This window comes from Polaromonas sp., assembly GCF_029945685.1.
Lineage (GTDB): Bacteria > Pseudomonadota > Gammaproteobacteria > Burkholderiales > Burkholderiaceae_C > Polaromonas.
This window is the reverse complement of record NZ_JAQSDA010000011.1, coordinates 149,190-174,997: the sequence shown is the minus strand read 5'-3', so window position 1 is coordinate 174,997 and position 25,808 is coordinate 149,190. Positions and strand designations below refer to the sequence as shown.

At 65.0% G+C, this 25,808-nt stretch carries 19 protein-coding genes; 6 read left to right on the top strand and 13 right to left on the bottom strand.

Annotated elements, in window-relative coordinates; translation table 11 throughout:
• Positions 1-335: 335 nt before the first annotated feature.
• On the bottom strand, positions 336-1,505 hold the full coding sequence (locus tag PSV26_RS08785; protein ID WP_300512453.1) for an acyl-CoA dehydrogenase family protein: 1,170 nt from the start codon (positions 1,503-1,505) through the stop codon (positions 336-338).
• Between the two features lie 139 nt (positions 1,506-1,644).
• Positions 1,645-2,526 carry a MaoC family dehydratase N-terminal domain-containing protein gene (locus PSV26_RS08780; RefSeq protein ID WP_300569878.1) on the bottom strand — a complete coding sequence of 294 codons (882 nt, stop codon included), beginning with the start codon at positions 2,524-2,526 and terminating at the stop codon, positions 1,645-1,647.
• A gap of 183 nt (positions 2,527-2,709) precedes the next feature.
• Between PSV26_RS08780 and PSV26_RS08775 the strand changes: the two genes are divergently transcribed.
• Positions 2,710-3,609, top strand: a complete 900-nt coding sequence (locus tag PSV26_RS08775; protein WP_300512455.1) for a LysR substrate-binding domain-containing protein — start codon at positions 2,710-2,712, stop codon at positions 3,607-3,609.
• Positions 3,610-3,755: 146 nt separating this feature from the next.
• On the opposite strand, the gene PSV26_RS08770 is transcribed toward PSV26_RS08775, so the two are convergent.
• The 4 genes from PSV26_RS08770 to PSV26_RS08755 all read right to left on the bottom strand — a co-directional run bounded on the left by PSV26_RS08770 (position 3,756) and on the right by PSV26_RS08755 (position 8,194).
• Complete coding sequence (locus tag PSV26_RS08770) at positions 3,756-4,532, bottom strand: enoyl-CoA hydratase/isomerase family protein (protein ID WP_300569875.1); 777 nt, start codon at positions 4,530-4,532, stop codon at positions 3,756-3,758.
• Positions 4,529-5,728, bottom strand: a complete 1,200-nt coding sequence (locus tag PSV26_RS08765; RefSeq protein WP_300569872.1) for a CoA transferase — start codon at positions 5,726-5,728, stop codon at positions 4,529-4,531. The genes PSV26_RS08770 and PSV26_RS08765 overlap by 4 nt, the downstream gene beginning before the upstream one ends.
• Before the next feature lie 181 nt (positions 5,729-5,909).
• Positions 5,910-6,878: a tripartite tricarboxylate transporter substrate binding protein gene (locus tag PSV26_RS08760; protein ID WP_300569869.1), complete on the bottom strand. Its 969-nt coding sequence runs from the start codon at positions 6,876-6,878 to the stop codon at positions 5,910-5,912.
• Positions 6,879-6,973: 95 nt separating this feature from the next.
• Positions 6,974-8,194, bottom strand: coding sequence for an aminotransferase class V-fold PLP-dependent enzyme (locus tag PSV26_RS08755; protein WP_300512460.1), 1,221 nt, complete (start codon positions 8,192-8,194; stop codon positions 6,974-6,976).
• Positions 8,195-8,308: 114 nt separating this feature from the next.
• On the opposite strand from PSV26_RS08755, the gene PSV26_RS08750 reads away from it, so the two are divergent.
• The 5 genes from PSV26_RS08750 (at position 8,309) to PSV26_RS08730 (ending at position 16,002) form a co-directional block, all read left to right on the top strand.
• A complete protein-coding gene (locus tag PSV26_RS08750; protein WP_300569866.1) occupies positions 8,309-9,004 on the top strand; it encodes a GntR family transcriptional regulator in 696 nt (231 codons plus the stop codon).
• A gap of 7 nt (positions 9,005-9,011) precedes the next feature.
• Positions 9,012-12,086: an FAD-binding and (Fe-S)-binding domain-containing protein gene (locus tag PSV26_RS08745; protein ID WP_300569864.1), complete on the top strand. Its 3,075-nt coding sequence runs from the start codon at positions 9,012-9,014 to the stop codon at positions 12,084-12,086.
• Positions 12,087-12,130: 44 nt separating this feature from the next.
• Positions 12,131-13,081 carry a 1-phosphofructokinase family hexose kinase gene (locus tag PSV26_RS08740; RefSeq protein ID WP_300569861.1) on the top strand — a complete coding sequence of 317 codons (951 nt, stop codon included), beginning with the start codon at positions 12,131-12,133 and terminating at the stop codon, positions 13,079-13,081.
• An 81-nt stretch (positions 13,082-13,162) separates the two neighbouring features.
• On the top strand, positions 13,163-15,628 hold the full coding sequence (gene ppsA, locus PSV26_RS08735; protein WP_300569859.1) for a phosphoenolpyruvate synthase: 2,466 nt from the start codon (positions 13,163-13,165) through the stop codon (positions 15,626-15,628).
• Positions 15,625-16,002 carry a CBS domain-containing protein gene (locus PSV26_RS08730; protein ID WP_300512465.1) on the top strand — a complete coding sequence of 126 codons (378 nt, stop codon included), beginning with the start codon at positions 15,625-15,627 and terminating at the stop codon, positions 16,000-16,002. Before ppsA ends, PSV26_RS08730 begins: the two co-directional genes overlap by 4 nt.
• 3 nt (positions 16,003-16,005) lie before the next feature.
• Here PSV26_RS08730 and PSV26_RS08725 read toward each other — a convergent pair whose 3' ends face one another.
• The 7 genes from PSV26_RS08725 to cbiB form a co-directional block, all read right to left on the bottom strand.
• Positions 16,006-17,931, bottom strand: a complete 1,926-nt coding sequence (locus PSV26_RS08725; protein ID WP_300569857.1) for a PAS domain S-box protein — start codon at positions 17,929-17,931, stop codon at positions 16,006-16,008.
• Positions 17,928-18,683, bottom strand: coding sequence for a Crp/Fnr family transcriptional regulator (locus tag PSV26_RS08720; RefSeq protein ID WP_300569854.1), 756 nt, complete (start codon positions 18,681-18,683; stop codon positions 17,928-17,930). The genes PSV26_RS08725 and PSV26_RS08720 overlap by 4 nt, the downstream gene beginning before the upstream one ends.
• Positions 18,684-19,227: 544 nt before the next feature.
• Complete coding sequence (locus PSV26_RS08715; RefSeq protein ID WP_300512468.1) at positions 19,228-21,537, bottom strand: ATP-dependent DNA helicase; 2,310 nt, start codon at positions 21,535-21,537, stop codon at positions 19,228-19,230.
• A 120-nt stretch (positions 21,538-21,657) separates the two neighbouring features.
• Entirely contained in the window at positions 21,658-22,083 is a 426-nt protein-coding gene (locus tag PSV26_RS08710) for a potassium channel family protein (protein WP_300569851.1), read from the bottom strand.
• Positions 22,084-22,179: 96 nt separating this feature from the next.
• Positions 22,180-23,742, bottom strand: coding sequence for a cobyric acid synthase (locus PSV26_RS08705; RefSeq protein ID WP_300569849.1), 1,563 nt, complete (start codon positions 23,740-23,742; stop codon positions 22,180-22,182).
• Positions 23,739-24,770: an aminotransferase class I/II-fold pyridoxal phosphate-dependent enzyme gene (locus tag PSV26_RS08700; protein ID WP_300569847.1), complete on the bottom strand. Its 1,032-nt coding sequence runs from the start codon at positions 24,768-24,770 to the stop codon at positions 23,739-23,741. The genes PSV26_RS08705 and PSV26_RS08700 overlap by 4 nt, the downstream gene beginning before the upstream one ends.
• Complete coding sequence (gene cbiB / locus PSV26_RS08695) at positions 24,752-25,807, bottom strand: adenosylcobinamide-phosphate synthase CbiB (protein ID WP_300569845.1); 1,056 nt, start codon at positions 25,805-25,807, stop codon at positions 24,752-24,754. Before cbiB ends, PSV26_RS08700 begins: the two co-directional genes overlap by 19 nt.
• Position 25,808: the final 1 nt, after the last annotated feature.

The following is a 25,808-nucleotide window of genomic DNA, read 5'->3' as shown; positions in this document are numbered from 1 at the left end:
CGATTGTCTGAGCCGAAGGCGAGTTCGAGCTCGACCCCGGCTGGACCGAGCACCGTAGGTTGCCCCCGTAGCGACAGCGAAGGGGGTCGCAGACAGCAGGGTCGCCTTTTCTTTTGCTTACTTTTCTTTTGGCGACGCAAAAGAAAAGTGAGTTGCCGCCGGGCAACCCCCGGCTAGTGGGCACACCTCCAACGCGGGAAGGGAAGGCGGCTTCGACAGGCTCTGCCCGAACGGTGATTGAACGCAGACTTGGCATAACCTCGCCCGTCGGGGCCAGACCCGACTTGCTGGCGAACAACACAGCTGGAGAAGACTTCATGAATGCAGTCCGGTGTTCAGAACGACCGAGGCAAACCAAGCAGATGCTCCGCCACATACGAATAAATCAGATTCGTGGAAATCGGCGCCACCTGGTATAGCCGGGTCTCACGGAACTTGCGTTCCACGTCGTATTCATTGGCAAACCCAAAACCGCCATGGGTCTGCAGGCACACATTGGCCGCCTCCCAGGACGCCTTCGCGGCCAGGTACTTCGCCATGTTGGCTTCGGCGCCGCAGGGCTTGCCGGCGTCGAACAGCTCGCAGGCCCGAAAGCGCATCAGATTGGCGGCTTCGGTTTCGATATAGCTGTCGGCAATCGGGAACTGCACGCCCTGGTTCTGGCCGATGGGGCGGTTGAAAACCACGCGTTCGCTCGCGTAGTTGCGCGCCTTGTCGACAAACCAGTAGGCGTCGCCGATACATTCAGCAGCAATCAGCGTGCGCTCTGCATTGAGGCCATCAAGGATGTACTTGAAACCCTTGCCCTCTTCGCCGATCAGGCTCTCCGCCGGGATTTCCAGATTGTCGAAAAAAACTTCGTTGGTCTCGTGGTTGACCATGTTGGCAATCGGCTGCACGGCCATGCCGTGGCCGATCGCGTCCTTGAGGTTGACGATGAAGATCGACATGCCCTCGGATTTTTTCTTCACCTCGGCCAGCGGCGTGGTGCGGGCCAGCAGAATCATCAGGTCCGAGTGCTGGATGCGCGAGATCCAGACCTTCTGGCCGTTGACGACGTACTTGTCGCCCTTCTTCACCGCGGTGGTCTTGAGTTGCGTGGTGTCGGTGCCGGTGGTCGGCTCGGTCACGGCCATCGATTGCAGGCGCAACTCGCCGCTGGCGATCCTGGGCAGGTAAAGTTTTTTCTGCGCGTCCGAGCCGTGGCGCAGCAAGGTGCCCATGTTGTACATCTGCCCGTGGCAGGCGCCGGCATTGCCGCCGGCGAAGTTGATCTCTTCCATGATCACCGAGGCTTCCGCCAGGCCCAGGCCGGAGCCGCCGTATTCAGCGGGAATCAGCGCGGCCAGCCAGCCGGCTTCGGTCAGGGCATTGACAAAGGCTTCGGGGTAGCCACGCTCGTGGTCGACTTTCTGCCAGTAAGCGGAGTCAAAAGACGCCAGCATGCCGCGCAGGGCCTCGCGCATGTCCTGGTAGGCGTCGGGCGTGGGGATTTGTGTTTTCATGAATCTTCCTGGTCAGTTTCAATTTTGGCGAAGTACTCGATCCGCACTCCTTTCGGTCTGAGCCTGCCGACGGCGGTATCTGCATGGCTGCGGCGTTTCGACAGGCTCAACGCGAACGGTGTTGACCCTTGTTCGCAGCTCAGACCAGCGTCGCCGTGGCCTGCATGGTGAGCCAGCCCTCGTGGTCTTCGGTCCAGAGGCTGACGCTCTTGCCGTCGGCCGACGGCAGCCCGTGCAGTTTGAAGGGCCACAGGTCGAACACCGGTCGCACGGCCCTGAACTCAAACTTGAGCAGGCGGGCGCCGGGCATGTTCTTGCGCACCAGTTCCGCCAGCAAGGTGGCGATCAGCGGGCCATGGACGATGAGGCCGGGATAGCCCTCGACCTCCGTGACGTAACGCCGGTCGTAATGAATGCGGTGGCCGTTGAAGGTCAGCGCCGAATAACGGAACAGCATCACGTCGTCGGGCGTGACGGTTTCAGTCCAGGTCGCCACTTTGACGGCCGGCTGGGGCGGCGGCACCGGATCACCGGCCTGGGGGTTGGCCCGGTAGACGATGTCGTGTTCTTCGCTGAGGCTCAGGCCCTGCGTATTGTGGATCTCGTGGCGAACCAGCACAAACACCAGGTCACCCGTGCGCCCGGCCTTGTGGGTGACCGACTCGATGCGCGAGACACGCTTGACCGCATCGCCGACCTGCAGCAGCTGCTGGTGCCACTGCAGCCGCCCCCCCGCCCACATGCGGCGCGGCAGCGGCACGGGCGGCAGAAAGCCGCCGCGTCGGGCGTGGCCGTCGGGCCCGATCTCCGAACGACGCGGCTGCGGCAAAAAGTACAGCCAATGCCACAGCGGCGGCACGGGGGTGCCAGCCAAGGGCGGCGGGTCGTCGCGGTCCAGCGTGGCCGACAGCCCGCGCAGCGGCGCGGCCGTGACGTCGTCCACCAGGGTTTCGGTGCGGCCCACCCAGCTTTGCAGATGGGCCAGCGTGGCGGCGTCTATCGTCCGGATGTCTGCAGTCATGGTGTGGGATGGTGGCGCAGTGCCGCGTATAAAGCAATCAGCCATTTCAACAGCCAGCCTTCGCTGATTCCGAAGCCTTTAATCCCTCCATGACGCTCGGATTTGTCAATTTTCAACAGAGACCGACGGCCGCAAGGCTTCGTCTGAACAGAAGGCTCGACTGACTTGCGGTAGCATGCAAGCATGCAATTCGACCTGACGGATCTGCGGCTTTTTGTGGCCACCGCCGAGGAAGGCAACATGACCCGCGCCGCCGCTCGCCAGCACCTCTCGCTGGCTGCAGCCAGCGCGCGCATCAAATCGCTGGAGGCGCAGTCGGGCCTGAGCCTGCTTTACCGCGAGGCACGGGGCGTGCGTTTGACGCCGCCCGGGGAGGCCTTCCTGTTCCACGCCCGTGGGGTGCTGCGGCAGGCCGAGCAATTGCGCACCGACCTGCAGGAATACGGCGGCGGCCTGCGCGGGCATTTGCGGGTGTTTGCCAACACCACCGCGGTCACGGACTTCCTGCCGGAAATCCTGCCGGGCTTTCTGGCGGACAACCCGAAAATCAACATCGACCTGCAGGAAAAACCCAATCCCGAGATCGCACGCGGCGTGCTCGACGGCCGCGCCGACATCGGCATCGTGGCCGGACAGGTGGACACGCTGGGCCTGCAGGCCATCCATTTCAGCACCGATCGCCTGGTGCTGGCGACCGCCAGAAACCACCGTTTTGCGCGCCGCAAGAAAATTGCCTTCGCCGAAACCCTGGACGACGACCAGGTCGGCATGCAATCAGGCAGCACGCTGCAGACTTTCCTGGCGCAGGTGGTGGAGACCCTGGGCAAGCCGCTCAAGCTGCGCATCCAGCTTTCGAGCTTTGACGCGATGTGCCGCATGATTGGCGCGGGGGTGGGCGTCGGCATCGTTCCGGAATCGGCTGCGCGGCGCAACCAGACCGCCATGGGCATCGCCCTGATCGAGCTGACGGATACCTGGAGCGTGCGCGAGCGTTACATCCTGGTGCGCAACCGCGAGTCGCTGCCCCGCTACGCGGAGTCGCTGATCGAAACCCTGTGTGCGCACTACCGCGACGGCGTCTGAATTGTCATTGCGGGACGGACCCGCCCTCCATGCCTCGCGGGCTTGGGAGTGGAGCATGCGGCATGGCCCCCCCCCGATCGGAGTCCGGGACAGGCTCCTCAAGACGGCTATGACTGTATTTCTGGCCTTGAAGTACGTGCCTCCGCCTACGACCCTTTCCAGACCGGGCTTCTTTTCGCCACAAACGCCTGCACACCCTCACGAAAATCGTCGCTGCCGTAACTGCGCCGGATCAGGTCTTCGTCGGGTGGCAGGCCGGTGTTGACCAGACGGCGCAGGCCTTCCTTGCTGGCGCTCTGGGTCACGGGCGCCAGCGTTGCCAGGCGTTCGCAAAGGCTGGCCAGCGCCGCGTCGATCTCGCCAGCCGCGCTGACCTGCGTGAGAAAGCCGCAGGCCAATGCCTCGTCGGCAGTCAACACCTCGGCCAGCATCAGCATGCGTTTCACGCGGGGAATGCCGAACACGGCGCAAAGCCGCGCCAGGTTGGCCACCGACAGGCAGTTGCCCAGGGTTCGGGCAATCGGCACGCCAAAACGCGAGCCTGGCGTGGCGATGCGGAAGTCGCAGGCCGTCGCGATCGCCAGGCCGCCACCTATGGTCCAGCCTTCAATGGCGGCGATCGTCGGCATGGGCAGCGATTCCAGCCGGGCGATACATTCGTCGATCTGCTGCTCGTAGGCGACCCCGTCGTCGCCGCTGCGGAAGGCGGTGAACTGCTCGATGTCGGTGCCGGCCACAAAGGCCTGGCCACCGGCGCCGCGAAAGGTCACCACGCGCACCGAGGTCTCGGCGGCCAGCTGCTCACAGATCTGGTTGAGCCGTTCGTACATGGCCCAGGTCATGGCGTTGCGCGCCGCGGGACGGTCAAACACCACCGCGGCCACACCGGCGTTGATGGTCAGATGAACCATGCCCCCGCTCATGCTGCGAAAGCTCCCTGCTCGCCCAGCGCCGCCTGTTCTTCGGCACTCAGGCCGAGTTCGGCCAGCACTTCGGCCGTGTGTTCGCCCAGGCGCGGCGGATGGCGGCGCACCTGCTGCGGCGTGCCGGACATCTTCACCGCGAAACCGATGTTGGGCACCTTGCCTTCCACCGGATGGTCGATCTCCATGCGCATCTCGCGCGCTTTCGCATGGTCGCTGCCGAAGGCTTCAGGGTAAGTCAGGATGGGACCGGCGGGAATGCCGGCTTCCAGGAAGGTGGACACCCAGTAGTCCTTGGGTTGGAGGCGAAAGGATTTTTCCAGCTCCACCTCCAGCGCATGCCGGTTCGCCAGACGCAGCGAGATGGTGGAAAAGCGCTCGTCAACCAGAAGCTCCTCGCGGCCCATCAGCTTGCACAGCTGCAGCCAGAGCTTCTGGTTATTCGCGCCCATCACGAAGTAGCCGTCGGAGCAGGCCATCGCCTGGTAGGGCGCGGTCATCTTGTTGGAGGTGCCCAGGGGCTCGGGCTCCTTGCCCGTGCCCCAGTAGTCGCAGATGTCCCAGACCGAAAAGGCCAGCGCCGCATCGAACAGCGAGGCATCCACATGCTGTCCCTGGCCGGTGGCCTTGGCGCCGATGTAGGCCGACAGCGTGGCATACACCGCGAACAGCGCGCAGCCGATGTCGGCCACCGGCACACCGGCTTTCACCGGCGGACCACCGGGATAACCGGTGACACTCATCACGCCGGACATGGCCTGCGCCATCAGGTCAAAACCAGGGCGGTCGGCCCAGGGCCCGGTCTGGCCAAAACCCGAGATGCTGGTGTAGACCAGCCGCGGATTCACCTCCTTGAGGACCTCGTAACCCAGGCCCAGCTTCTTCATCGCGCCGGGGCGGTAGTTCTCCAGCAGGATGTCGGCCTCTTTCGCCAACTGGAGCAGCACCGCCCTGCCCGCCTCCGACTTGAGGTTGAGCGCAACGCTGCGCTTGTTGCGGTTCATGTTCAGGAAACCGAGTGAATCCGGCCCCTTCATCTTGAAACCCATGGCGCCGCGCGTCTGGTCGCCGCTGCCCGGCGGCTCGATCTTGATCACGTCGGCCCCCATGTCCGCCAGCAACATGCAGGCGTAGGGGCCGGCCATCACCTGGCTGATGTCCAGCACCCGCACACCCTCAAGGGGAAGTTTTTTCATTGATGTCTGTTTCCTTCAAAGTTCAGGTCACCGCGGAACCGGATTAGCCGGGCCGCAGGTGGCGCCCCCTCAGGGGCTGAGGAGCCGCGGCTCCAAGCCTGCCTGCGCAGGCTTGGACGGCTCCGAAGGGCCGCCGCCTCTGGCGGGGGTGCCGAGTGGCCGAACGCCGCTTCGGGGGGAGTCAACTCTCTGCCTTGACCCCGCCGTCCTTGATGATCTTGGCCCACTTGATCTGCTCGGCGTGCATGAAGTCGCCGAACTTCTCGGTCGAACCGCCGCCATCCTGGGCGCCGGAAGCTGCCAGCTTTTCCATCACGTCGGGCATCAGCATGACCTTGTTGATGTCTTCGTTCATGCGTTTTGCCATGGCCAGCGGCATCTTTGCGGGCCCGGCCAGCCCATACCAGGTCGTCGCCTCGAAGCCGGGGAAGCCGGACTCGGCCATGGTCGGCACGTTGGCGTAGGCCGGCACACGCTGTTGACGCGTCTGTGCAATGGCAATCGCCTTGCCGCTTTTGACGTGCGGTGTGGCCGCGGTCATGGTGTCGAAGCTGTACTGGATGGTGCCGCCAATCAGGTCGGTGAGCATGGGGCCGGAGCCCTTGTACGGCACGTGGATGGCCTTGACCTTGGCGGCCAGCATGAACATCTCCAGCGCCAGGTGCTGCGCGCTGCCGGTGCCGGCGGAGCCGAAGCTGATCTTGCCCGGGTTGGCGCGGCACAACTCGACCAGGTCCTTGACCGTCTTGGCCGGCTGGTTCTCGTTGCAGATCAGCAGATTCGGGGTGACGCCAACCAGCACCACCGGCTGAAAGTCTTTCGCTGCATCGTAGTTGACCTTCTGCAGCGCGGGCGTGATGGCCTGGCTGTTGATGTGCGCCATCAACAGCGTGGCGCCGTCCCCCGGCTGTTTGGCCACGTAGTCGGCGGCAATGGTGCCCGAGGCACCGGCCTTGTTCTCGACGATGACCTGCGTCTTCCACATCTCACCGAGCTTCTGGCCGATGACGCGCGCCAGGATGTCGGTGCCGCCGCCGGGCGCGAAGCCGACGATGATGCGGACCGGCCCGGTGGGCAGGTTCTGCGCGAGGATCAATGAGGGAAAGGCCAGCGCCGCGGCGCCGGCGGTCACAAGTGTTCTGCGTTGCATGGTTTGTCTCCAGTGGGTTGTTTTTGAAATCGTCAACGGGAAGCGGATGCGCGGGAAAGCAGAAAAGGCAGGAAGGAAAACGGTTGGGGCGCCGGTCAGGCTGCCTTGCGCAGTGGCACAACGGCGGCATGGCTGGAAAAATGATCCATCGCGGCCTGGACCCCCGAGCCGGCCAGCTTGACACCGGCCAGCTTGAGGCCCATCTCGCAGCCCGACAGCGCGGCCATCAGGGTCAGGTCGTTGCAGTCGCCCAGATGCCCGATGCGGAACATCTTGCCCTTGACCTTGCCCAGACCGGTGCCCAGCGAGCAGTCGAAGCGTTCGTAAATGATCTTGCGCACGGCGTCGGCATCCACACCTTCGGGCGTCATCACGCCGGTCAGGATGGGCGAATACACCGATGCATCGGCGCACTGGATCTGCAGGCCCCAGGCGCGCACCGCGGCGCGCACGCCTTCGGCCCAGCGCTGGTGGCGAGCAAACACCACGTCCAGCCCGTGCTCGAGCAACATGTCGCAGGCCTCGTTCAGGCCGTAAAGCAGGTTGGTGTTGGGTGTGGACGGCCAGTAGCCGGTCTTGTTCATCTCGATGATCTCGTCCCAGGCCCAGAAAGCCTTGGGCAGTGTGGCGGTCTTGCTGGCTTCCAGCGCCTTGAGTGACACCGCATTGAAGCTGATACCGGGCGGCAGCATCAAGCCCTTTTGCGAACCGCTGATGCTGACGTCCACGCCCCACTCGTCGTGTTTGTAGTCGGCCGAGGCCAGACCGGAGATGGTGTCCACCAGCAGCAGCGCCGGGTGTTTCGCGGCATCGATGGCCCTGCGCACGGCGGCAATGTTGCTGGTCACGCCGGTGGAGGTTTCGTTGTGCACCACACAGACGGCCTTGATGCCATGCCGGGTGTCGGCCTTGAGCCGCTCTTCGATCAGGTCGGCGCGTACGCCGTGGCGCCAGACTTCAGCGCCCGGATCAGTCATCACCTCTGTCTTCAGGCCGAGGCGCGCGGCGAGCTTTTGCCACAGTGCCGCAAAGTGGCCGGTTTCGTACATCAACACCTGGTCGCCGGCGCTCAGGGTGTTGACCAGCGCCGCTTCCCAGGCACCGGTGCCGGAGGCCGGGTAAATCATCACCGGCTGTCTGGTCTGGAAGATTTTCTTGATGTCGGCCAGCACCTTCAGGCCCAGCGCGCCGAACTCGGGGCCGCGGTGGTCAATGGTGGGCAGGCTCATCGCGCGCAGAATGCGGTCGGGCACCGGCGACGGTCCGGGGATTTGCAGGAAGTGGCGGCCGGTGGGGTGAAAGTCAAGCGTCAGCATATTCCAGGTGCTCCATGAATTGTCTCTATTTTTTGCATACAAAATTCATTTGTCAACCACTTTTGCCCTATATTTGAATTTGACACACCCTGTTTTTGCATACAAAATTTGCTCATGACTGCCGAAATTTTTGCCATCCCACGCGCCGCCCTGCATGAGCAGGTGGCGCACCGCCTGCGCCAGATGCTGGTGGAAAACCGCATCGCACCGGGCGCCAAGCTCAATGAACGCGAGCTCAGCGAGGTGCTCAACGTCTCGCGCACGCCGCTGCGCGAAGCCATCAAGATGCTGGCCGCCGAGGGCCTGGTGGAGCTGTTGCCCAATCGCGGCGCGATTGCCGTGGAACTGAGCGAAGAGGACGTGCGCCACACCTTTGAAGTCATGGCTGGCCTGGAAGCGCAGTCGGGGGAGTTGGCGGCCCAGCGCATTACCGATGCCGAACTGGCAGAAATCAAGGCCATGCATTACGAAATGATGGCCGCGTACACCCGCCGCGACCTGCCCAGCTATTACCGGCTCAATGCCGGCATCCACGCGGCCATCAATGCCGCAGCCAAAAATCCGGTGCTCTCGGCCACCTACCAGCAGGTCAATGCCCGCCTGCAGGCCCTGCGATTTCGCTCCAACCAGGACGGCGACAAATGGCGAGCCGCCGTGAAAGAACATGAAATGATGATTGATGCGCTCACGGCGCGCGACCCGGCCGCCATGCGCGCCGTATTGGCCAGCCATCTGGGCAACAAGCTCAGCGTGGTCATCGACCAACTGCGCGCGGCCCAAACGGAGCGCCAGACACCTGCCAAGGCATGAACACGCGATGAACGCCCCCCTGCCCCTGAAAGTCACGCAGGAAACTGCGGCACGCGCTTACGACAAGGTCGCCCGGATCAGCAACGAAGTGGCCGGCCGGCTGGCCGCCCGGCTTGCCAGCGAAACCCGCGGCGAAGTGCTTTTTTCCACTGCCGACCGCGGCCGCTACGCGACCGACGCCTCGATCTACCAGGTGATGCCGGTCGGCGTTTTTGTGCCGCGCAGCGCGCCAGACGTCAGGACCGCGCTCGACATCTGCCGCGACATGGGCGTGCCGATTGTTCCGCGCGGCGGGGGTACCAGCCAGTGCGGCCAGACCGTGGGCGCCGGCCTGGTCATCGACCATGCCAAACACATACGCAACATCCTCGATGTGGATGTGGAGAAGCGGACCGCCGAGGTCGAACCCGGCATCGTGCTCGACCACCTGAACGCCGCGCTCAAGAAGCATGGCCTCTGGTACCCGGTGGACGTCTCCACCAGCGCGCAGGCGACGCTGGGCGGCATGGCCGGCAACAACTCCTGCGGCAGCCGCAGCATTGCCTACGGAAACATGGTGCACAACGTGCTGGGTGTGCAGGCCTGGACATCGGCCAGCGAGCTGCTGCAACTGGGTCCTTATGCGGCCAGCAGCGGCAAGGCACGCGAACTGGGCAACCAGGTGCGCTCGCTGGCCGAGGAACTGCACCCGGCCATCCACCGGATGTGGCCCAAGGTCATGCGCCGCGTGGGCGGCTACAACCTGGACATCTTCGACCCGCAGAGCGAACGCCCTTACACCGCCGACGGCTCGGTCAACCTGTCGCACCTGCTGATCGGCAGCGAAGGCACGCTGGCGCTGACCAAATCACTGACACTGAAACTGGCCGAACTGCCCCGGGCCAAGGTGCTGGGCGTGGTGAACTTCCCGACCTTTTACCGCGCCATGGACGCCGCGCAGCACATCGTCAAAATCGGTGGCGGCAGCCTGACGGCGGTCGAGCTGGTGGACCGCACCATGATCGACCTGTCACTGCAGAACCCGGCCTTCGCGCCGACCATACGCAGCGCCCTGATCGGCCGGCCCGCGGCCATCTTGCTGGTCGAATTTTCGGGTGCCAGCAAGGCCGACCTGCTGCCCCACCTGAAGCGCCTGGGCGAACTGATGGGCGATCTGCTGCTGCCCGACTCGGTGGTCGAAATGACGGACGATGCGCCGCAGAAAAACCTCTGGGAGGTGCGCAAGGCCGGCCTGAACATCATGATGAGCCTCAAGGGCGACGGCAAGCCGGTGAGTTTTATCGAGGACTGCGCCGTGCCGCTGGAGCACCTGGCCGAATACACCGACGCTCTCACCGAGGTCTTCCGCAAATACGGCAGCAAGGGCACCTGGTACGCCCATGCCTCGGTTGGCACGCTGCATGTGCGCCCCATCCTGGACATGCGGCGCGAAGGCGCACCCAAGATGCGCGCGATTGCCGAGGAAGCGTCCGAGCTGGTGCGCAAGTTCAAGGGCGCTTACAGCGGTGAACACGGCGACGGCCTGTGCCGTGGCGAGTGGATCCAGTGGCAGTTCGGCCCGCAGATCAACGCGGCGTTCGCGGCCATCAAACAGGCCATGGACCCGATCAACCTGTTGAGCCCCGGCCGCATGATCAACCCGCCGAAGATGGACGACACGCGGCTGATGCGTTTTGCCCCCGGCTACAAGGTCATCCCCATCCAGACCGCACTCGACTGGCGCGCCTGGGACGTGCAGAACGACCCGGTCACCGAGCTGACCAGCGCACCGGGCAGCGGCGGCGACCCGGCCCAGGGCCTGGCCAAGGCCGTGGAGATGTGCAACAACAACGGCCACTGCCGCAAGTTCGACGCCGGCACCATGTGCCCCAGCTATCGCGTGACGCGCGACGAACAACACCTGACGCGCGGCCGCGCCAACACCCTGCGGCTGGCACTGTCGGGCCAACTTGGAGGCATGCATGCCGCCGACGCTTTCACCAGCGAAACAGTCAAGGACGCGCTGGATCTGTGTGTGGGCTGCAAGGGCTGCAAGCGCGACTGCCCGACCGGTGTGGACATGGCAAAAATGAAGGTCGAGTTTCTGCACCACTACAAGGCGAAACATGGCTTCACGCTGAAGGACAAGCTGGTCGCGTACCTGCCCGACTACGCGCACTGGGCCAGTCGCCTGGCACCCTTGCTGAATCTGCGCGACAGGGTTCCAGGCCTGGCCGCACTCAGCGAGAGGTTCACCGGCTTGTCGGCCAGGCGCACCTTGCCGCAGTGGAAGCGGCACACGTTTTTCAACCGGCCCCCGGTGAGCGCGACGCGCGAAGAGGTGCTGGCCGCCAGCAAGCCCGTGGTGCTGTTTGTCGACACCTTCAATGGCCACTTCGAGTCGGACAATGCAACTTCAGCGTTAAAAGTGCTCCAAGCCGCCGGCTACACAGCGCACGTAGCTATCAAAACAGTAGCAGATGGAAAACACCTGTGCTGCGGCCGGACCTACCTGGCCAGCGGCATGGTCGATGAAGCGAAGGCCAAGGCCAGGGAGCTCGTCGCCACCTTGCTGCCCCTTGCCGAGCGCGGTATCGCCATCGTCGGGCTGGAGCCGTCCTGCCTGCTGACCATGCGCGACGAGATGCTGGTGATGGGCCTGGGCGACGCGGCCCAGACCATCAGCGACCAGGCCCTGCTGTTCGAGGAATTTCTGGCCCGCGAGGCCGCAGCCGGCAAGCTCGACCAGCTCAAGGCCAGGCTGCAGCCGGTGGGACGCGCCATCTTGCTGCACGGCCACTGCCACCAGAAGGCCTTCGGCGCAGTCAGCCCCATCATCGATGTGCTCAAGCTGATCCCCGGCGCAAAGCCCGAACTGATCGAGTCCAGTTGCTGCGGCATGGCCGGCAGCTTCGGCTACGAGGCGGACCATTACGAGGTCTCCATGCAGATGGCCGAACTGAGCCTGCTGCCCGCCGTGCGCCGGCAGCCCGATGCCATCGTGGTTGCCGACGGCACCAGTTGCCGGCATCAGATCCGCGACGGCGCGCAACGCGAAGCGATTCACGTGGCGGTGCTGATGGCGCAGCAGCTGCGGGCCTGACGCCGGCTCCGGTTGGCATGCCCGGCCCGAGTACAGTGGCGGCGATGCGCACCCCTGACATCCTGACCCTCACCATGAACCCTGCCCTGGACGTGTCCACGTCCACGGACAGGGTCACCGACACCCACAAGCTGCGCTGCGCCGCCGCGCAATACCATCCCGGCGGTGGCGGCATCAACGTGGCCCGGGTCCTGCGGCGCCTCGGCAGCAACTGCGTGGCGCTGTACCCGGCCGGCGGCACGAACGGGCAGAGACTGAGCGGGTTGCTGGACCACGAGCAGGTGTCCAGCCATTGCCTGGCCATCGCGGGCGAAACGCGCGAGAGTTTTCATGTGCACGAAACGGCCAGCGGGCGGGACTTTCGTTTTGTCCTGCCCGGACCTGCCCTGAGCGCGACCGAGTGGCAGGCCTGCCTCGATGTTGTCAGCGCACTGGCGGCGGCGCCACCCTGGCTGGTGGCCAGCGGCAGCCTGCCACCCGGCGTGCCGGCAGACTTCTATGCGCAACTCACCCGGCTGGCACGCGCGCGCGGCAGCCGCGTGGTGCTGGACAGCTCGGGACCGGCGCTCGCTGCGGCACTGATGGAAGGCGTGTACCTCATCAAACCCAGCCTGCGTGAGCTGCGCGAGCTCACCGGCCTGCCGCTGCAGACCGACACGCAGCGGCTGGCCGCGGCCCGTACCATCATCAGTGCCGGGCAGGCGCAGATCGTTGCGCTGTCGCTCGGCGAAGAAGGCGCCTTGCTCGTCACCGCCGACCAGGCGCTGCGGGCCAGCGCGGTGCCGGTCCAGGTGGCCAGCACCATAGGCGCAGGCGACAGTTTTGTCGGCGGCCTGGTCTGGGCACTGAGCCGGCAGTCCGACCTGGCGCAGGCCTTTCGCTACGCCATGGGATCCGCTGCCGCCGCCCTGTTGTCGGCAGGAACCGCGCTGTGCCAGCCGGCCGATGTGGAACGTCTTGCCGGGCAAGTGCTCGTCACACCGGCCGGCGCTTGATCTGGCGCAAGGCGGCTGCGCCCACCGGCGCATACCGTAGGCGGACAACAGGCAAAGGAGACGGCGCGCGCGTCCGCAATCATGGCAACACCTTACATACGCTGGTTTTCGGAGCTGGGCATCGCCGATGTGCCCCTGGTGGGTGGCAAGAATGCCTCGCTCGGCGAAATGGTGCGCGAGCTGGGCGCACAGGGCGTGCGGGTGCCCAACGGTTTTGCCGTCACGGCGCAGGCCTACCGTCATGTGCTGGCGCAGTCCGGCGCCCTGCCGCGTCTGCATGAGGCACTCGACGGCCTGGACGTGCAGGATGTCGATGATCTCGCGCGCCGCGCGCTGCGGGCGCGCGAGATCGTCCACGGTGCCGTACTGCCAGACGATCTTGTGGCAGGGATCGCCGCCGCACATGAGCGCCTGCAGGCCGAATATGGCGCGCAGCTGACAATGGCCGTGCGCAGCTCGGCCACCGCCGAAGACCTGCCCACCGCCAGCTTTGCCGGCCAGCACGACACTTTTCTGAACGTGGCCGGCCTGGCCGGCCTGCTCGAGGCGGTCCGCCGGTGTTTTGCCAGCCTGTTCAACGACCGCGCCATCGCCTACCGCGCCGAAAACGGCATCGATCATTTCAGTGTGCTGCAATCGGTCGGCGTGATGAAGATGGTGCGCTCGGATCGCGCCTCCAGCGGTGTCATCTTCTCCATCGACACCGAAACCGGGTTTCGCGACGTCGTGTTCATCACCGGCGCCTGGGGCCTGGGCGAAAACGTGGTGCAGGGCACGGTCGACCCGGATGAGTTCTATGTGTTCAAGCCCACCCTGAAGCAGGGACACCGCGCGGTGCTCAGGCGCAAGCTGGGGGGAAAGGAAATCCGCATGGTCTACACGCAGGCCGGAGGCAGCGAGACCACGCACAACCTGCCGACGGCGCCGGAGGACCAGGCGCGGTATTGCATCAGCGACGAGGAGGTGCTGGAACTGGCCGACGCCACCGTCCGTATCGAGGACCACTACAGCCGCAAGGCCGGGCATGCAACGCCGATGGATATCGAGTGGGCCAGGGACGGCATCGACGGCAAGCTCTACATCGTCCAGGCCCGCCCCGAAACCGTGGCCTCACGCAAGACGCCCGGCACGGTGGACACCTGGCGGCTGGATGCGAAGGGCAAGCTCTGCATCAGCGGCCGTGCCGTGGGCGGCGCCATCACCACGGGACGGGCGCGCGTGATCAGCAATATCAGCGAGCTCAACCAGTTCCAGCCCGGCGAGGTGCTGGTGGCGGACACCACCATGCCGGACTGGGGCACGGTGCTCAAAATTGCCTCTGCCGTCGTGACCAACCGCGGCGGGCGCACCTGCCATGCGGCCATCGTGGCGCGGGAAATGGGTATACCGGCCGTGGTCGGCTGCGGCCATGCCACCACCGCCATCCGTACCGGCGACGAGATCACGGTGTCCTGTGCCGAAGGCAGCGAAGGCCGGGTCTACGCCGGCCTGCTGCCGTTCACCAAACGCAGCATTGATGTGGCCGGCCTGGCACGGCCGAAAACCCACCTGATGGTCAACATTGCCAACCCCGACATGGCCTTCCAGACGGCGCTGCTGCCCAACGACGGCGTGGGCCTGGCGCGCATGGAATTCATCGTTGCCGAACACATACGCGCGCACCCGATGGCGCTGGTGCACCCGGAGAAAGTCGACGACGCGGCGGTGCGCGAGGAGATCGCGCACCTCACGCGTTCGTATGCCAGGCCGGCCGACTATTTCGTGCGCCAGCTGTCTGAAGGCGTGGCGATGATTGCCGCCGCCTTTTATCCCAGGCCGGTCATCGTGCGTTTGTCCGACTTCAAGACCAACGAATACGCCAGCCTGCTCGGCGGACGCTGGTTTGAGCCGGTCGAGGCCAACCCCATGATCGGTTTTCGCGGCGCCTCGCGCTACGCGCATCCGGCCTACGCCGAGGGTTTCGCCCTCGAATGCGCGGCGATGAAACGCGTGCGCGATGAGATGGGCCTGGTCAACGTCAAGCTGATGATCCCGTTTTGCCGCCGAGTCGAGGAAGGCGAACGCGTGTTGCAGGCCATGGCCAGCCACGGGCTGAAGCGCGGCATCAACGGCCTGGAGATCTACGTGATGTGCGAGATTCCCAACAACGTGATCCAGATCGACGCCTTTGCCCGCCTGTTCGACGGTTTTTCCATCGGTTCCAACGACCTCACGCAGCTGGTGCTGGGCGTGGACCGCGACTCGGACATCGTGGCCTTCGACTTCGACGAGCGCGACCCGGGCGTCAAGGAGATGATCCGCCAGACCATTGAAGGCGCGCACCGCAACCAGCGCCACGTCGGCATCTGTGGTCAGGCGCCCTCGGACTACCCCGAGATCGCGCAATACCTGGTGGAACTCGGTATCGACGCCATCAGCGTCACGCCCGATACACTGATCAAAGTCACGGTCGACGTGCTGGCCGTGGAAGCGCGGCTGGGGCGCGCGACGCGCAGGCCCGCGCAGGTCCCGCCTTCACCATCCACCGCCACCGGGAGAGCCTCATGAGCCAGACCATTTCATCATTGATGCGCCACGAGCTGACCCAGGTGGGTCCGGACGACACGCTGCAGGCCGTGGAAGCGACGCTGGTGGCCAAGGGTTTGTCGTGGGTGCCGGTGGTCGACGCCAGCGGCGTGGTCTTGGGGGTGATCAGCAGTGCCGACCTGCTGCGTGCGCATGCCGAGGGCAAAACCGCCCCCAAGGTCAGCGCATGGCAGCTGTGCACCTACAAGCCGGTCACCGTGCGTCCAGACGCCACGGTTGCGGAAGTGGCCAGACTGATGACAGAGGGCAACATCCACCACGTGGTGGTGGCCGAGGGCAATGACATCCGGGGCGTCGTGTCGTCCCTCGACTTCGTGCGGACTTTTGTGGTTTAGGGGTCATGCTTGCTGGCCTGCGGATTCTGCCGGCAAAGTAAAGAAGAAGCAGGCCCCTGTTCCGGGGGAGGATTCAGCCCATATCCGGCCACCGTGCCGCCCGATGACGCGGCGCACCGTGGCCAGCCCGATGCCGGTTCCGGGAAACTCCGAAACCCCGTGCAGGCGCTGGAAGGGCTCGAAAAGCTTGTCCACATAAGCCATATCGAATCCGGCACCGTTGTCGCGCACAAAAAACACCGCTTCTCCTGCGGCGTCGCTGGTCTGACCGACGCTGATCGCGGCCTGCGCCCGTTGCCCGCTGAACTTCCACGCATTGCCCAACAAATTTTCCATCACCACCCGGAGCAGGCGCTCATCACCATTGGCCATCAGGCCACTTTCGATGTGAAGCGTCACCTGTCGCTCGGGCTCGAACGCCCGCCGGGCGTCCATGCTATTTCGCGCCAGCGTCGACAGGTCGACCGGTTCGCGGAGAAGCTGCATGCGCAACATCTGCGAGAGCGAAAGAAGGCCTTCAATCAACTGCCCCATCTGCATGGCGCCGGCCTGAATACGCGACAGGTAGTGCTGAGCCTTCTCATCTGCGTGCTTGCCAAGCTGTTTCGCCAATAAATGGCTAAAGCCGTGAATGGTGCTGAGCGGCGAGCGCAAATCGTGCGAAACCGTATAGGAGAAGGTTTCAAGCTCCTGGTTTGACAGGCGCAGCTCGTTTTCGGCCGCCTTGATTTCGGTGATGTCCTGCAGGGCACCGATGATTCGCACCACCTTGCCGTCCAGCAACAGCGCGCGACCCTGTGTACGGACCCAGATTCGCCGCCCTCTTGCCGTCACCATGGGAAGATCGAGGTCCCAAGGGGCTCCCTCTTCAAGCGCTGCCATGAAGGCAGTCCTGATCACGGGCTGAGCCTCCGGCGCGTAAAAGCCTGCCAATTTTTCCAGCGCCAGGTCTGTCGGTGCATCCATCTCGCAGATGCGGTAGATCTCTTCAGACCAATAAGGCGCCATGGTCTCCGGGTCCACTTCCCACCCGCCCACCTTGGCCAAAGCGCCGGTTCGCTCCAACAGCTCGGCGCTGCGGGCGGTGGGCAGCTCTGCGAGTTTGTGCGCCGTGATTTCCTGGATCATTCCGGTCCGGCGCTTGCGCAGCCCGCTCGCGCCGTCGCCATCGGTCTGGCCAAGCAGATGAATCCAGCGCACCTCGCCCACAGACGGGACGACCCGGAACTCGATGTCCATGGCCAGGCCGGCCTGAACGGCCGCGTCGCACGCTGCGTGGAAAACAGCACGGTCAGCCGGATGAATCAGCCGGAGAAAACCGTCATAGCTGCTGTCGAAAACGCTGCGGTCGACACCGAGCACGTCGTAGGATTCGTCGCACCACCACATCAGGCCGGTCGAGCGGTCGGCCTGGTAATAGCCAATGCGGCCGAGGCGCTGCGCCTTCAGCAGCCTGCGCTGACTCTCCTGCAAGCGCGCGTGGCTTTCGGCCTGTTCGCGCGCCAGCCGCTCCATTTCGGAGATATCGCGCACGATCGCCGTAAAAAGCTTGCCCTCAGAAGTGTCGGAATGGGAGATGGAAACCTCCAGGGGAAATTCCTCTCCGCTCGCTCGCAGCCCATAGACGACACTGCGCCCGCCCATGCGACGAGACGTCACGCCCGTGCTGCCGTAGCGTTTGACGTGCTCTGCGTGGCCAGGATGAAAACGTCTGGGAATCAGTTTCTCGAGGGGTTGCAGCAGGACGGCTTGCCGGGGCCAGCCGAATACTTCCTCGGCCGCTCGGTTGAACAAAACAATCCTTTGCTGCTCATCGACCGTGATGATGGCGTCCATGGCCGAGTCCAGCACGCCCGCCAGCAGTGCGGCCGCGTTGGCCGGGTCACTGCCCCAGGCGTCAGGGTTGTCGAAGAGGAATTTCTTGTTCATGGTTGCCGGGACAACCATTGCGCCAGAGGCGCTGGCATGACCGCGCAAACTCGACCTCCCTGCCGGGTGATACAGCCTTCGACTTCGAGCAAGGCCAGCGCGCGGGCGACAGATTCGCGGGTGGTACCCAGGAGGTGTGCCAGCGCCATGTGCGACGGCAGGGGCACTGTCAGGCTGCGATGAACCTCCGACAGCAAGCGCAGGCTGCTAGCGACACGCCCGGCGATATGGGGACGACGGATGGCCACGGTCCATTTCGCAAGCAGTCCGATGGTGTCGCAGTACGCCTGGCCAATCTGGTCCCAGACCTTCTGATCCTTGCGCGCCAGAGAGGCCACCGCATGCGCCGATATCTCACAACACCGCCCACTGGTGGCGGCAACGGCCGCCAGCTGGTTCGGCTGCCCGAAGTATCCGCACATGCCGACGATGGTGCCCTGCCCGAAGATGCCAACCGGATTGATGCGTCCGCCGGAACCGATACGGCCGAGGTAGACGGTACCCACCTTGATGACCCTCAGGTGGCTCGCATGTTCACCTTCCCGCAAAAGCAGGTCGCCCTTCCTGAAGCTGTGCTCTTCAATCAGCAAGCCAGCCTCTACGGAAGCCTCGGGGGACAGGTCTTTCATGATGCAAATCCCGTACGAGGCGCAATTGCTGCATTTTCCAGGCGGCAATGGGCTGGCATCAAGACCTGCAACAACTTTCTCGACAGCCGCGCCGGGCGAAGCGTCACCGCCAGTGATTTTCACAAGATTTGCCTCCCATTTTCGCCAACAAGAAGTCGCAACATTTAGTTACAAACCGAACGATCAAGCCTAACCTACTTACTGTGAAAAGCATCGGCCCATGGACGGCGTAACTGCGCGTTTCATCACAGAACAAGCGTTTGCTGACATACCTCAAATCGTCCCTGACCATGGCGGGTCCGGGATGGCACGAACGGCTGGGCCCCCGCCGCGGACTCGGGTTGCGCTGCGCTGCGATGGGATGGGCTGGGGACACTCAATGCTTGACACGTCACACCCGCCGGATCAGGCGCAGGGGCAATCGCCCTGGGGACATGGCGGGCCGCAGTGATGGCCGACTCCTGCACTCACCAGGGGCAGATGGCGCAGGTCCCGGACATCCAGGACGTGGTTTCCGACTTCTTGCGCACGCTCATGGCGCGGCGCCGGCGTGTGCAGTGACGTGCGCGGCTACCGGGGACAGACCCGGGTCCGCTACTCTTTTGGAAGCTATCCGCGCTTGCGCTTATTGGTTTCAAGCCAGATGTTCCCCCGAGTACCGGGCGTTTCATGCACGTTGCTTCTTCGCCCGTGCCTGTTGGTAGCCGATCTTCCACCAGCCCGGAAACAGCTCACGCACCTGCGACTGCGCATACCGGTCGTCAATCAGGTAGACCACGCCCTGGTCGGACTCGGTACGGATCACCCGGCCCGCGGCCTGCACCACTTTTTGCAGCCCCGGGTACAGGTAGGTGTAGTCGTAGCCCTTGCCGAAACTGGCCTCCATGCGCTGGCGGATCTGCTCCGTCACCGGATTGATCTGCGGCAAGCCCAGCGTGGCGATGAAGGCGCCTATCAGCCGTTTGCCCGGCAGGTCGATGCCCTCGGCAAATGCGCCGCCGAGCACGGCAAAGCCGATGCCGCGGGTGTCGGTCCTGAACCGATCAAGAAAGCCCCGCTTGGCGCTTTCCTCCATGCCGCGCGACTGCTCCCAGACCGGGATGGCCGGGTAACGTGCCTTGAACAGATCGGCCAGTTGCTGCAGGTAGTCGAAGCTGCTGACAAAACTCAGGTAGTTGCCGGGCGCCGCAGTGTATTGCCGTGCCATCAGGTCGACCATGGGTGACAGCGAATGCCCACGATGCTGGAAACGGGTGGACACGTCATCCACCACCTGCACCGACAGCTGCTCGGCCCGGAACGGCGAGGCCACATCGATCCAGGCGGTGTCTTCGGGCAGGCCCAGCATGTCGCTGTAGTAGTTCGCGGGGCTCAGCGTGGCCGAGAACAGCGCCGCCGAACGTGCCGCCGCAAACCGCTGCGAGAGAAAACCCGCCGGCACGACGTTTCTCAGGCACAAGACGGCACCGCCCCCGCTGCCCGCAGCATCGGTGATGTCGAACAGCGAATGGGTATCGAGCAGCTCGGCCATGCGCGAAAAATGCAACACCTCGAAGAAAAAATCCTGCAGCCTGGCGGCTATGCCGGCCGGGTGATCGGCCAGGTGGTCCAGGATGGCGCTGGCCGTCTGCTGCAAGGCGCCGCGAAAGGCCTGTGGCACCTCGTCGTACACCTGGTAGGGCCCGGCCTGGTCCTGGTGCAGCTCGTGCCAGCTGCGCTGCAGGCGGTCCAGCACGCGCTTGATGGCCACCGGCGCACCCTGGCGCGCCAGCAGCAGATGGGCCGGGTCCAGCTCGGCCGAATACATCTTGCGTGCGCGCTCGACCAGGTTGTGCGCCTCGTCGACCAGCACGCTGACGCGCCACTGGTTGGCCAGCGTCTGCGCGTACAGCATGGCGTTGATGTCGAAGTAATAGTTGTAGTCGCCGATGACCACATCGCTCCAGTGCAGCAGGTCCTGGCCGAGGTAATACGGGCAGACCTGGTGCGCCAGCGCCACCTCGCGCAGCGCGCCCTGGTCGAGCGGGCCGGCCAGGGCCACGGCGGCGCGGCGCGCTGCCGGCAGGCGGTCGTAAAAACCCTGGGCCAGCGGGCAGGCGTCGCCGTGGCAGGCCTTGTCCGGGTGTTCGCAGGCCTTGCCCTTGGCCACCAGTTCCAGCACGCGCAGCGGCAGCGTCGGCGCACTGCGCTGGATGCGGGTCACGGCGTCGAGCGCGAGCTGGCGGCCCGGCGTCTTGGCTGCGAGAAAAAACACCTTGTCGAGTTGCTGCGTCGGGCAGGCCTTGAGCAGCGGAAACAGTGTGCCCACGGTTTTGCCGATGCCGGTGGGCGCCTGCGCCATCAGGCAGCGGCCGCTGCTGGCCGATTTGTAGACAGATTCGGCCAGGTCGCGCTGGCCGGGGCGAAAACGCTCATGCGGAAACGCCAGCGTCTGCAGCGCCTCGTTGCGCGCGGCGCGGTGCGCCATTTCCTGGCGCGCCCAGTCGAGGAAACGGTCGCACTGTTCTTCAAAGAAGACTTCCAGCTCGGCGGCGCTGAAAGCTTCGGCCAGCAGGGTTTCGTCCTGCGTGGCGATGTTGAAATACACCAGCGCCAGCTTGACCTGGTGCAGGCCTTCTTTCCTGCACAGCAGGTGGCCATAAATCTTGAGCTGGGCCCAGTGCAGATGACGGTGGTTGGCGCGCATGGCCTCGAGGTCGCCGCGGAAGGTCTTGACCTCTTCGAGCTGGCCGAGTTCGGGGTCGTAGCCATCGGCGCGGCCACGCACCAGCAAGTCCTTATAGACCCCGCTCAGGCTGACTTCGGTCTGGTAATGCGCCGGGCGGCGCATCGCCACCATGCGGTGGCCCGCCATGCCTTCGAGGGCCGACGGCGAGGGCGTGAAACGCAGATCGAGGTCGCCCTGCTTCGCCGTGAAATCACACAGCGCTCGCACGGCCACCACATAGGGCTTGTCCTTGTCGATGGCAGTCGTCATGGAGGGCGGTTGGTGTCGGGCAGCGGGGACTGCGGAACTGTATGGATAATCAGTATTGTAGCCACCCCCGCAGCCATGCCGCTGCATCCGGTCGGCGCACCGGAGGCGCGCCTTCGCAAACTACTTCGCGTTCCAGAACTTCTGCATCTCGACAAACAGGAAGGACGCTGTCCAGGTGATCAGCACCAGGCCCGTCAATGACTCGATGCCCGTCAGGAAGCGCAGGTCACCGGTGGGCTGGATGTCGCCGAAGCCCAGCGTTGTGAAGGTCGTGAAGGAAAAATACACACAGTCCATCAAGCTGCCGTCGAAGCTTCCCTTCAGGTGGCCCCAGGCCTTGGCCTGGTGCATGAAATAGTAGGCGAAAGCAAACACCCAGACCTCCATCGCGTGGCCCAGCAGCGCACCGCCGACACCCAGCAGGATGCGCAGGCGATGCCGGATCTTGACCCGCGCCAGCAGCAGCGTCAGCCGCAGCAGGCATTCGTAGTGAATGATCACGGCGAGGGATACGACGGCAATATTGGCCAGGACCACAGTGAACACGGCTATCCTTCGGACGCTGGTTTAAGAAAACGAAGGCCCCCCCCCTGGAGCGCGGGAAGGCGGTGCACGGCAACTATAAGCCCGCGCAGCCGACTGTCAGGCGCTGCGCACGGGCCGCGGTGCGATCAGTGCTTCCAGCACCCCGGCGTCAAAATGCCTGCCGATGTAGTCGGCCAGGCCCTCGAACACCGACTCCAGCGTCGGCGTGCTGGCCCCGAAGAGCGCGTGCAACACGGCAGGGTCCTCAAACAGGCCATGCAGGTAGACGCCCAGCACATTGCCGATGCCGTTTTGCCAAGCCAGCCCGTCGGGCAGCACGGCCTGCGCCACATCACCGGCGGCAGCCATGGCGCTGTGCGGCGCGGTCTGGCCGTGGTGAATTTCGTAGCCCTTTACTTCCACACCGGACAGGGCCGCCCAAGGCCCACCGACCGAGGAAAACCGCGCCTGCCGGTGCTGCACGGTCTTGTCGGCTTCGAACAGCGTGACCACCGGCAACAAGCCCAGGCCCGGCCCGTTGCCGTCAATGCCGTGCGGATCGATCAGCGCCTCGCCCAGCATCTGCAGCCCGCCGCAAATGCCGAGCACCGCCCCGCCGCGGGCCGCGTGCGCGGCGACGGCCTGATCCAGCCCCTGCGCGCGCACCCAGGCCAGATCGCCACTGGTGTTTTTGGAGCCGGGCAGGATGACCCAGTCGCCAGGCACAAGACCTGCGAGTTCCGTTGGACTGCGCACCCACTTCAGGTGAATGCCGGGCACATTCTTGAGCGGCTGGAATTCGTCGAGGTTGCTGATGCGCGGGTAGGCGATCACGGCCACCGTTCGGGTCACCGCACCGGAGGCTTTGCTGCGATCATCAAAAACGCCGTCTTCTTCGGGCAGGCCGTGTTGCCACCACATCGGCAAGGTTGCCACCGTGGGCACACCGGTCAAGTCCTGCAGCATCTGCGGGCCGGGGGCGAGCAGGCTGGCGTCACCGCGGAACTTGTTCAGCACGAAACCCCTGATCAGCTTTCGCTCTCCCTCATCCAGCATGGCCCAGGTGCCGTACAGGTGCGCAAAAGCGCCGCCGCGGTCAATGTCGGTGACCAGCAGGCAGGCAGCGTTGGCATGTAGTGCCACGCGCATATTGACGATGTCGCTGTCCTTGAGGTTGATTTCGGCCGGCGAACCCGCGCCTTCGATCACGACGACGTCGTTTTCTTCCAGCAGTTCGTCGAGCGCCTGCGCAATCACCGGCCAGACCGAGGCGCTGCGCCCGCGCCAGGCCATGCGTGAAAGTTCGGCGTTGACCTGCCCCATCAGGACCACCTGGCTGTGCGTGTCTTTCTCGGGCTTGAGCAGCAGCGGGTTCATGCGGACTTCAGGGACGGCTTTTGCCGCCAGCGCTTGAAAATATTGCGCGCTGCCGATCTCGCCACCGGCAGACCAATTTTCCGCCGGGCCGCCCCAAGGAAAATTCGCCCCCTCGGGGGGCAGCGACGACACGCCAGTGCGGAGCGTGGGGGCTACAACTCTTGCGTTGTTGCTCATGTTCTGCGCCTTGAAGGGCGCGACCTTCAGGCCCTGGTTGGCGTAGTAGCGGCACAGCGCCGTGGTCAGCCAGCTTTTGCCGGCGCCGCTGGTGGTGCCCAGAACCATCACGCTTTTGGCCGTCATGTTGCTTTCCTGATGATGTGTTGCCACGCATTGTGCAATGCGTCCTGCGCCGCCGGCGCCAGCACGCCCAGCCGCACCTGCCCCGGCAGACCGAAGGACGTGGTGTCGCGCAGCTTGATGCCCTGCCCCCGCAGTTCGGTCAATGCCTGCGCCAGACTCATGCCTGGCGGCAGCATCGGCCGTGCGCAGAAAAAATTCGCAGCACTGGGCAAACAGGTCCACCCCATGACTTCGCACAGCGCCATTTGCCGGGCTTTCCATTCGCGCAGCGTGGCCAGGCTGGCGGCCAGCCAGGTTTGTACCTCGGGCGTGGTCCAGGCCTGCAGCATGGCCACGCCATGCGCACCGACCGGCCACGACGGCGCCAGGGTGTCGAGCTGCACCACAACATCGCCGGCATCAGGTGGCGCAATCACATAGGCGGCACGCACGCCCGTCAGACCCAGTGCCTTGTTCGGTGTCCAGAGTTGCCAGAAGGCTTGCAGTGCCGCGTCGGACAGCGCCAGCGCGCCTTCAAGCCGCAGCGGTTCGTAGGCGCGATCCAGCACACACAGCGCCGCCCCTTCAGCAAGTTCCGCCAGCCGGGACTGGGCCGTACCCAGCGGACTCGACGGGTCGCAGGCCCAGCGCAGTTGCGCAAGCGCCGGCTGCGCCACCACCGGCAGCTTCCATGCCTGCGCCGCCTGCGCGTAGTCGCCATAACTGTGCGGCGGCAACCAGACCGCCGTGGCGCCGCGCTGCACCGCCAGCGCGGTGATGCGGAAGATGAACTCGCTGGCACTGCCGGCCAGCAGCACACGTTGCACATCAACCCCGTGGAAGGCGGCGAGTTGCCGGCGCAAGGTCTCGTAAGCGGCATCGGGGTAGCGGCCGGCGTCGGCCTGCTGCACCGCCGCCAGCGCCCGCGGGCAGGGTCCGCAGGCATGGCTGTTGGTTGAAAAATCAAACAGCGGCACACCGGCAGCGTCGGGGCCGCCGTGCACCCGCCTGAAAGCCGGCGCGCCGTGACTCATGGGGTCAGCGTCCATGCCAGCCCCATCGCTATCAAAAGAATAGCTGTCTCCGCAAACAGCACAAGGGCAACCACCGCTTTTGATGCATAACGCCGGGCCAGAGCCGTGTCGGCGGGCCGAGGCGGCCGCCCCGCCGCGTTGAGCGTGTAGATACCGGGCTTGCGCAGGCTGACGCCCAGGGCCAGGGCCATGGCCGCCATCGGCCAGCCGCTGTTGGGCGACGGGGTTTTGGCGGCTTCCCGGCGCAACGCACCGGGCGGCAGGCCGCGCGCCACCCCGGCCAGCAGCCAGGCCGTCAGGCGCGCCGGCAGCCAGGACAGCACGTCGTCGGCACGCGCCGCCCACTTGCCAGCCCATTCCCAGTGCTGGCCACGGTGCATGCCGCGGTAACCCCACATCGCATCGGCGGTGTTGGCAAAACGGTAGATGGCGGCGCCGGGCAGGCCGAACAGCACCCACCAGAAGATGGGCGCCACCACCGAGTCGTTGAGGTTTTCGGCGAGGGACTCAATCGCGCTTTCGCGCACCTCGCTGTCGCTGAGCAGCGCGGTGTCGCGGCTGACCAGCCACGACAGGCGCTCGCGCCCGGCCGCCAGCGACTGCTGCAGCGCGGCCTCGACCGCGCCGACCTCGTCATGCAACATGCGCCAGGACAGCAGGGTCTTGAGCAACCAGCCCATCAGCAGCAGCACCAGCAAGAGGGCCAGCGCTGTCTCCGGGCCGGGCGCTGCGACGAGGCGCGCGACCTGCGCAAAAGCCAGCGCCTGCAGTCCCCAGGCCAGGGCGCCCACCACCCCCACGCCCAGCCACCAGGCCAGGGCACCGGACACCAAGGCCGGCGCCGGCGGCAAGGAAGAAATGACACGTCCGCACACCTCGAGGTAATACCCCATGGCCACCACCGGGTGCCAGGCCGCGCGCGGCTCGCCCCAGCGCGCGTCAATCCACAGCGCCAGCAGCAACACCAGCACGAAGGCCAGCACCCATGCCACGCAGGCAGCCAGCGCGGCCAGGCTGTGCACCGCCTGAAAACTGTCCCAGGCCAGCAGCATC

What these genes read in the sequence shown, in the direction of transcription:
- cbiB (WP_300569845.1), bottom strand. Translation starts at nt 25,807, where the DNA reads ATGCTGCTGGCCTGGGACAGTTTTCAGGCGGTGCACAGCCTGGCCGCG.
- PSV26_RS08755 (WP_300512460.1), bottom strand. Translation starts at nt 8,194, where the DNA reads ATGCTGACGCTTGACTTTCACCCCACCGGCCGCCACTTCCTGCAAATC.
- PSV26_RS08750 (WP_300569866.1), top strand. Translation starts at nt 8,309, where the DNA reads ATGACTGCCGAAATTTTTGCCATCCCACGCGCCGCCCTGCATGAGCAG.
- PSV26_RS08765 (WP_300569872.1), bottom strand. Translation starts at nt 5,728, where the DNA reads ATGAAAAAACTTCCCCTTGAGGGTGTGCGGGTGCTGGACATCAGCCAG.
- PSV26_RS08760 (WP_300569869.1), bottom strand. Translation starts at nt 6,878, where the DNA reads ATGCAACGCAGAACACTTGTGACCGCCGGCGCCGCGGCGCTGGCCTTT.
- PSV26_RS08780 (WP_300569878.1), bottom strand. Translation starts at nt 2,526, where the DNA reads ATGACTGCAGACATCCGGACGATAGACGCCGCCACGCTGGCCCATCTG.
- PSV26_RS08740 (WP_300569861.1), top strand. Translation starts at nt 12,131, where the DNA reads ATGCGCACCCCTGACATCCTGACCCTCACCATGAACCCTGCCCTGGAC.
- PSV26_RS08775 (WP_300512455.1), top strand. Translation starts at nt 2,710, where the DNA reads ATGCAATTCGACCTGACGGATCTGCGGCTTTTTGTGGCCACCGCCGAG.
- ppsA (WP_300569859.1), top strand. Translation starts at nt 13,163, where the DNA reads ATGGCAACACCTTACATACGCTGGTTTTCGGAGCTGGGCATCGCCGAT.
- PSV26_RS08730 (WP_300512465.1), top strand. Translation starts at nt 15,625, where the DNA reads ATGAGCCAGACCATTTCATCATTGATGCGCCACGAGCTGACCCAGGTG.
- PSV26_RS08705 (WP_300569849.1), bottom strand. Translation starts at nt 23,742, where the DNA reads ATGACGGCCAAAAGCGTGATGGTTCTGGGCACCACCAGCGGCGCCGGC.
- PSV26_RS08785 (WP_300512453.1), bottom strand. Translation starts at nt 1,505, where the DNA reads ATGAAAACACAAATCCCCACGCCCGACGCCTACCAGGACATGCGCGAG.
- PSV26_RS08770 (WP_300569875.1), bottom strand. Translation starts at nt 4,532, where the DNA reads ATGAGCGGGGGCATGGTTCATCTGACCATCAACGCCGGTGTGGCCGCG.
- PSV26_RS08715 (WP_300512468.1), bottom strand. Translation starts at nt 21,537, where the DNA reads ATGACGACTGCCATCGACAAGGACAAGCCCTATGTGGTGGCCGTGCGA.
- PSV26_RS08745 (WP_300569864.1), top strand. Translation starts at nt 9,012, where the DNA reads ATGAACGCCCCCCTGCCCCTGAAAGTCACGCAGGAAACTGCGGCACGC.
- PSV26_RS08725 (WP_300569857.1), bottom strand. Translation starts at nt 17,931, where the DNA reads ATGAACAAGAAATTCCTCTTCGACAACCCTGACGCCTGGGGCAGTGAC.
- PSV26_RS08700 (WP_300569847.1), bottom strand. Translation starts at nt 24,770, where the DNA reads ATGGACGCTGACCCCATGAGTCACGGCGCGCCGGCTTTCAGGCGGGTG.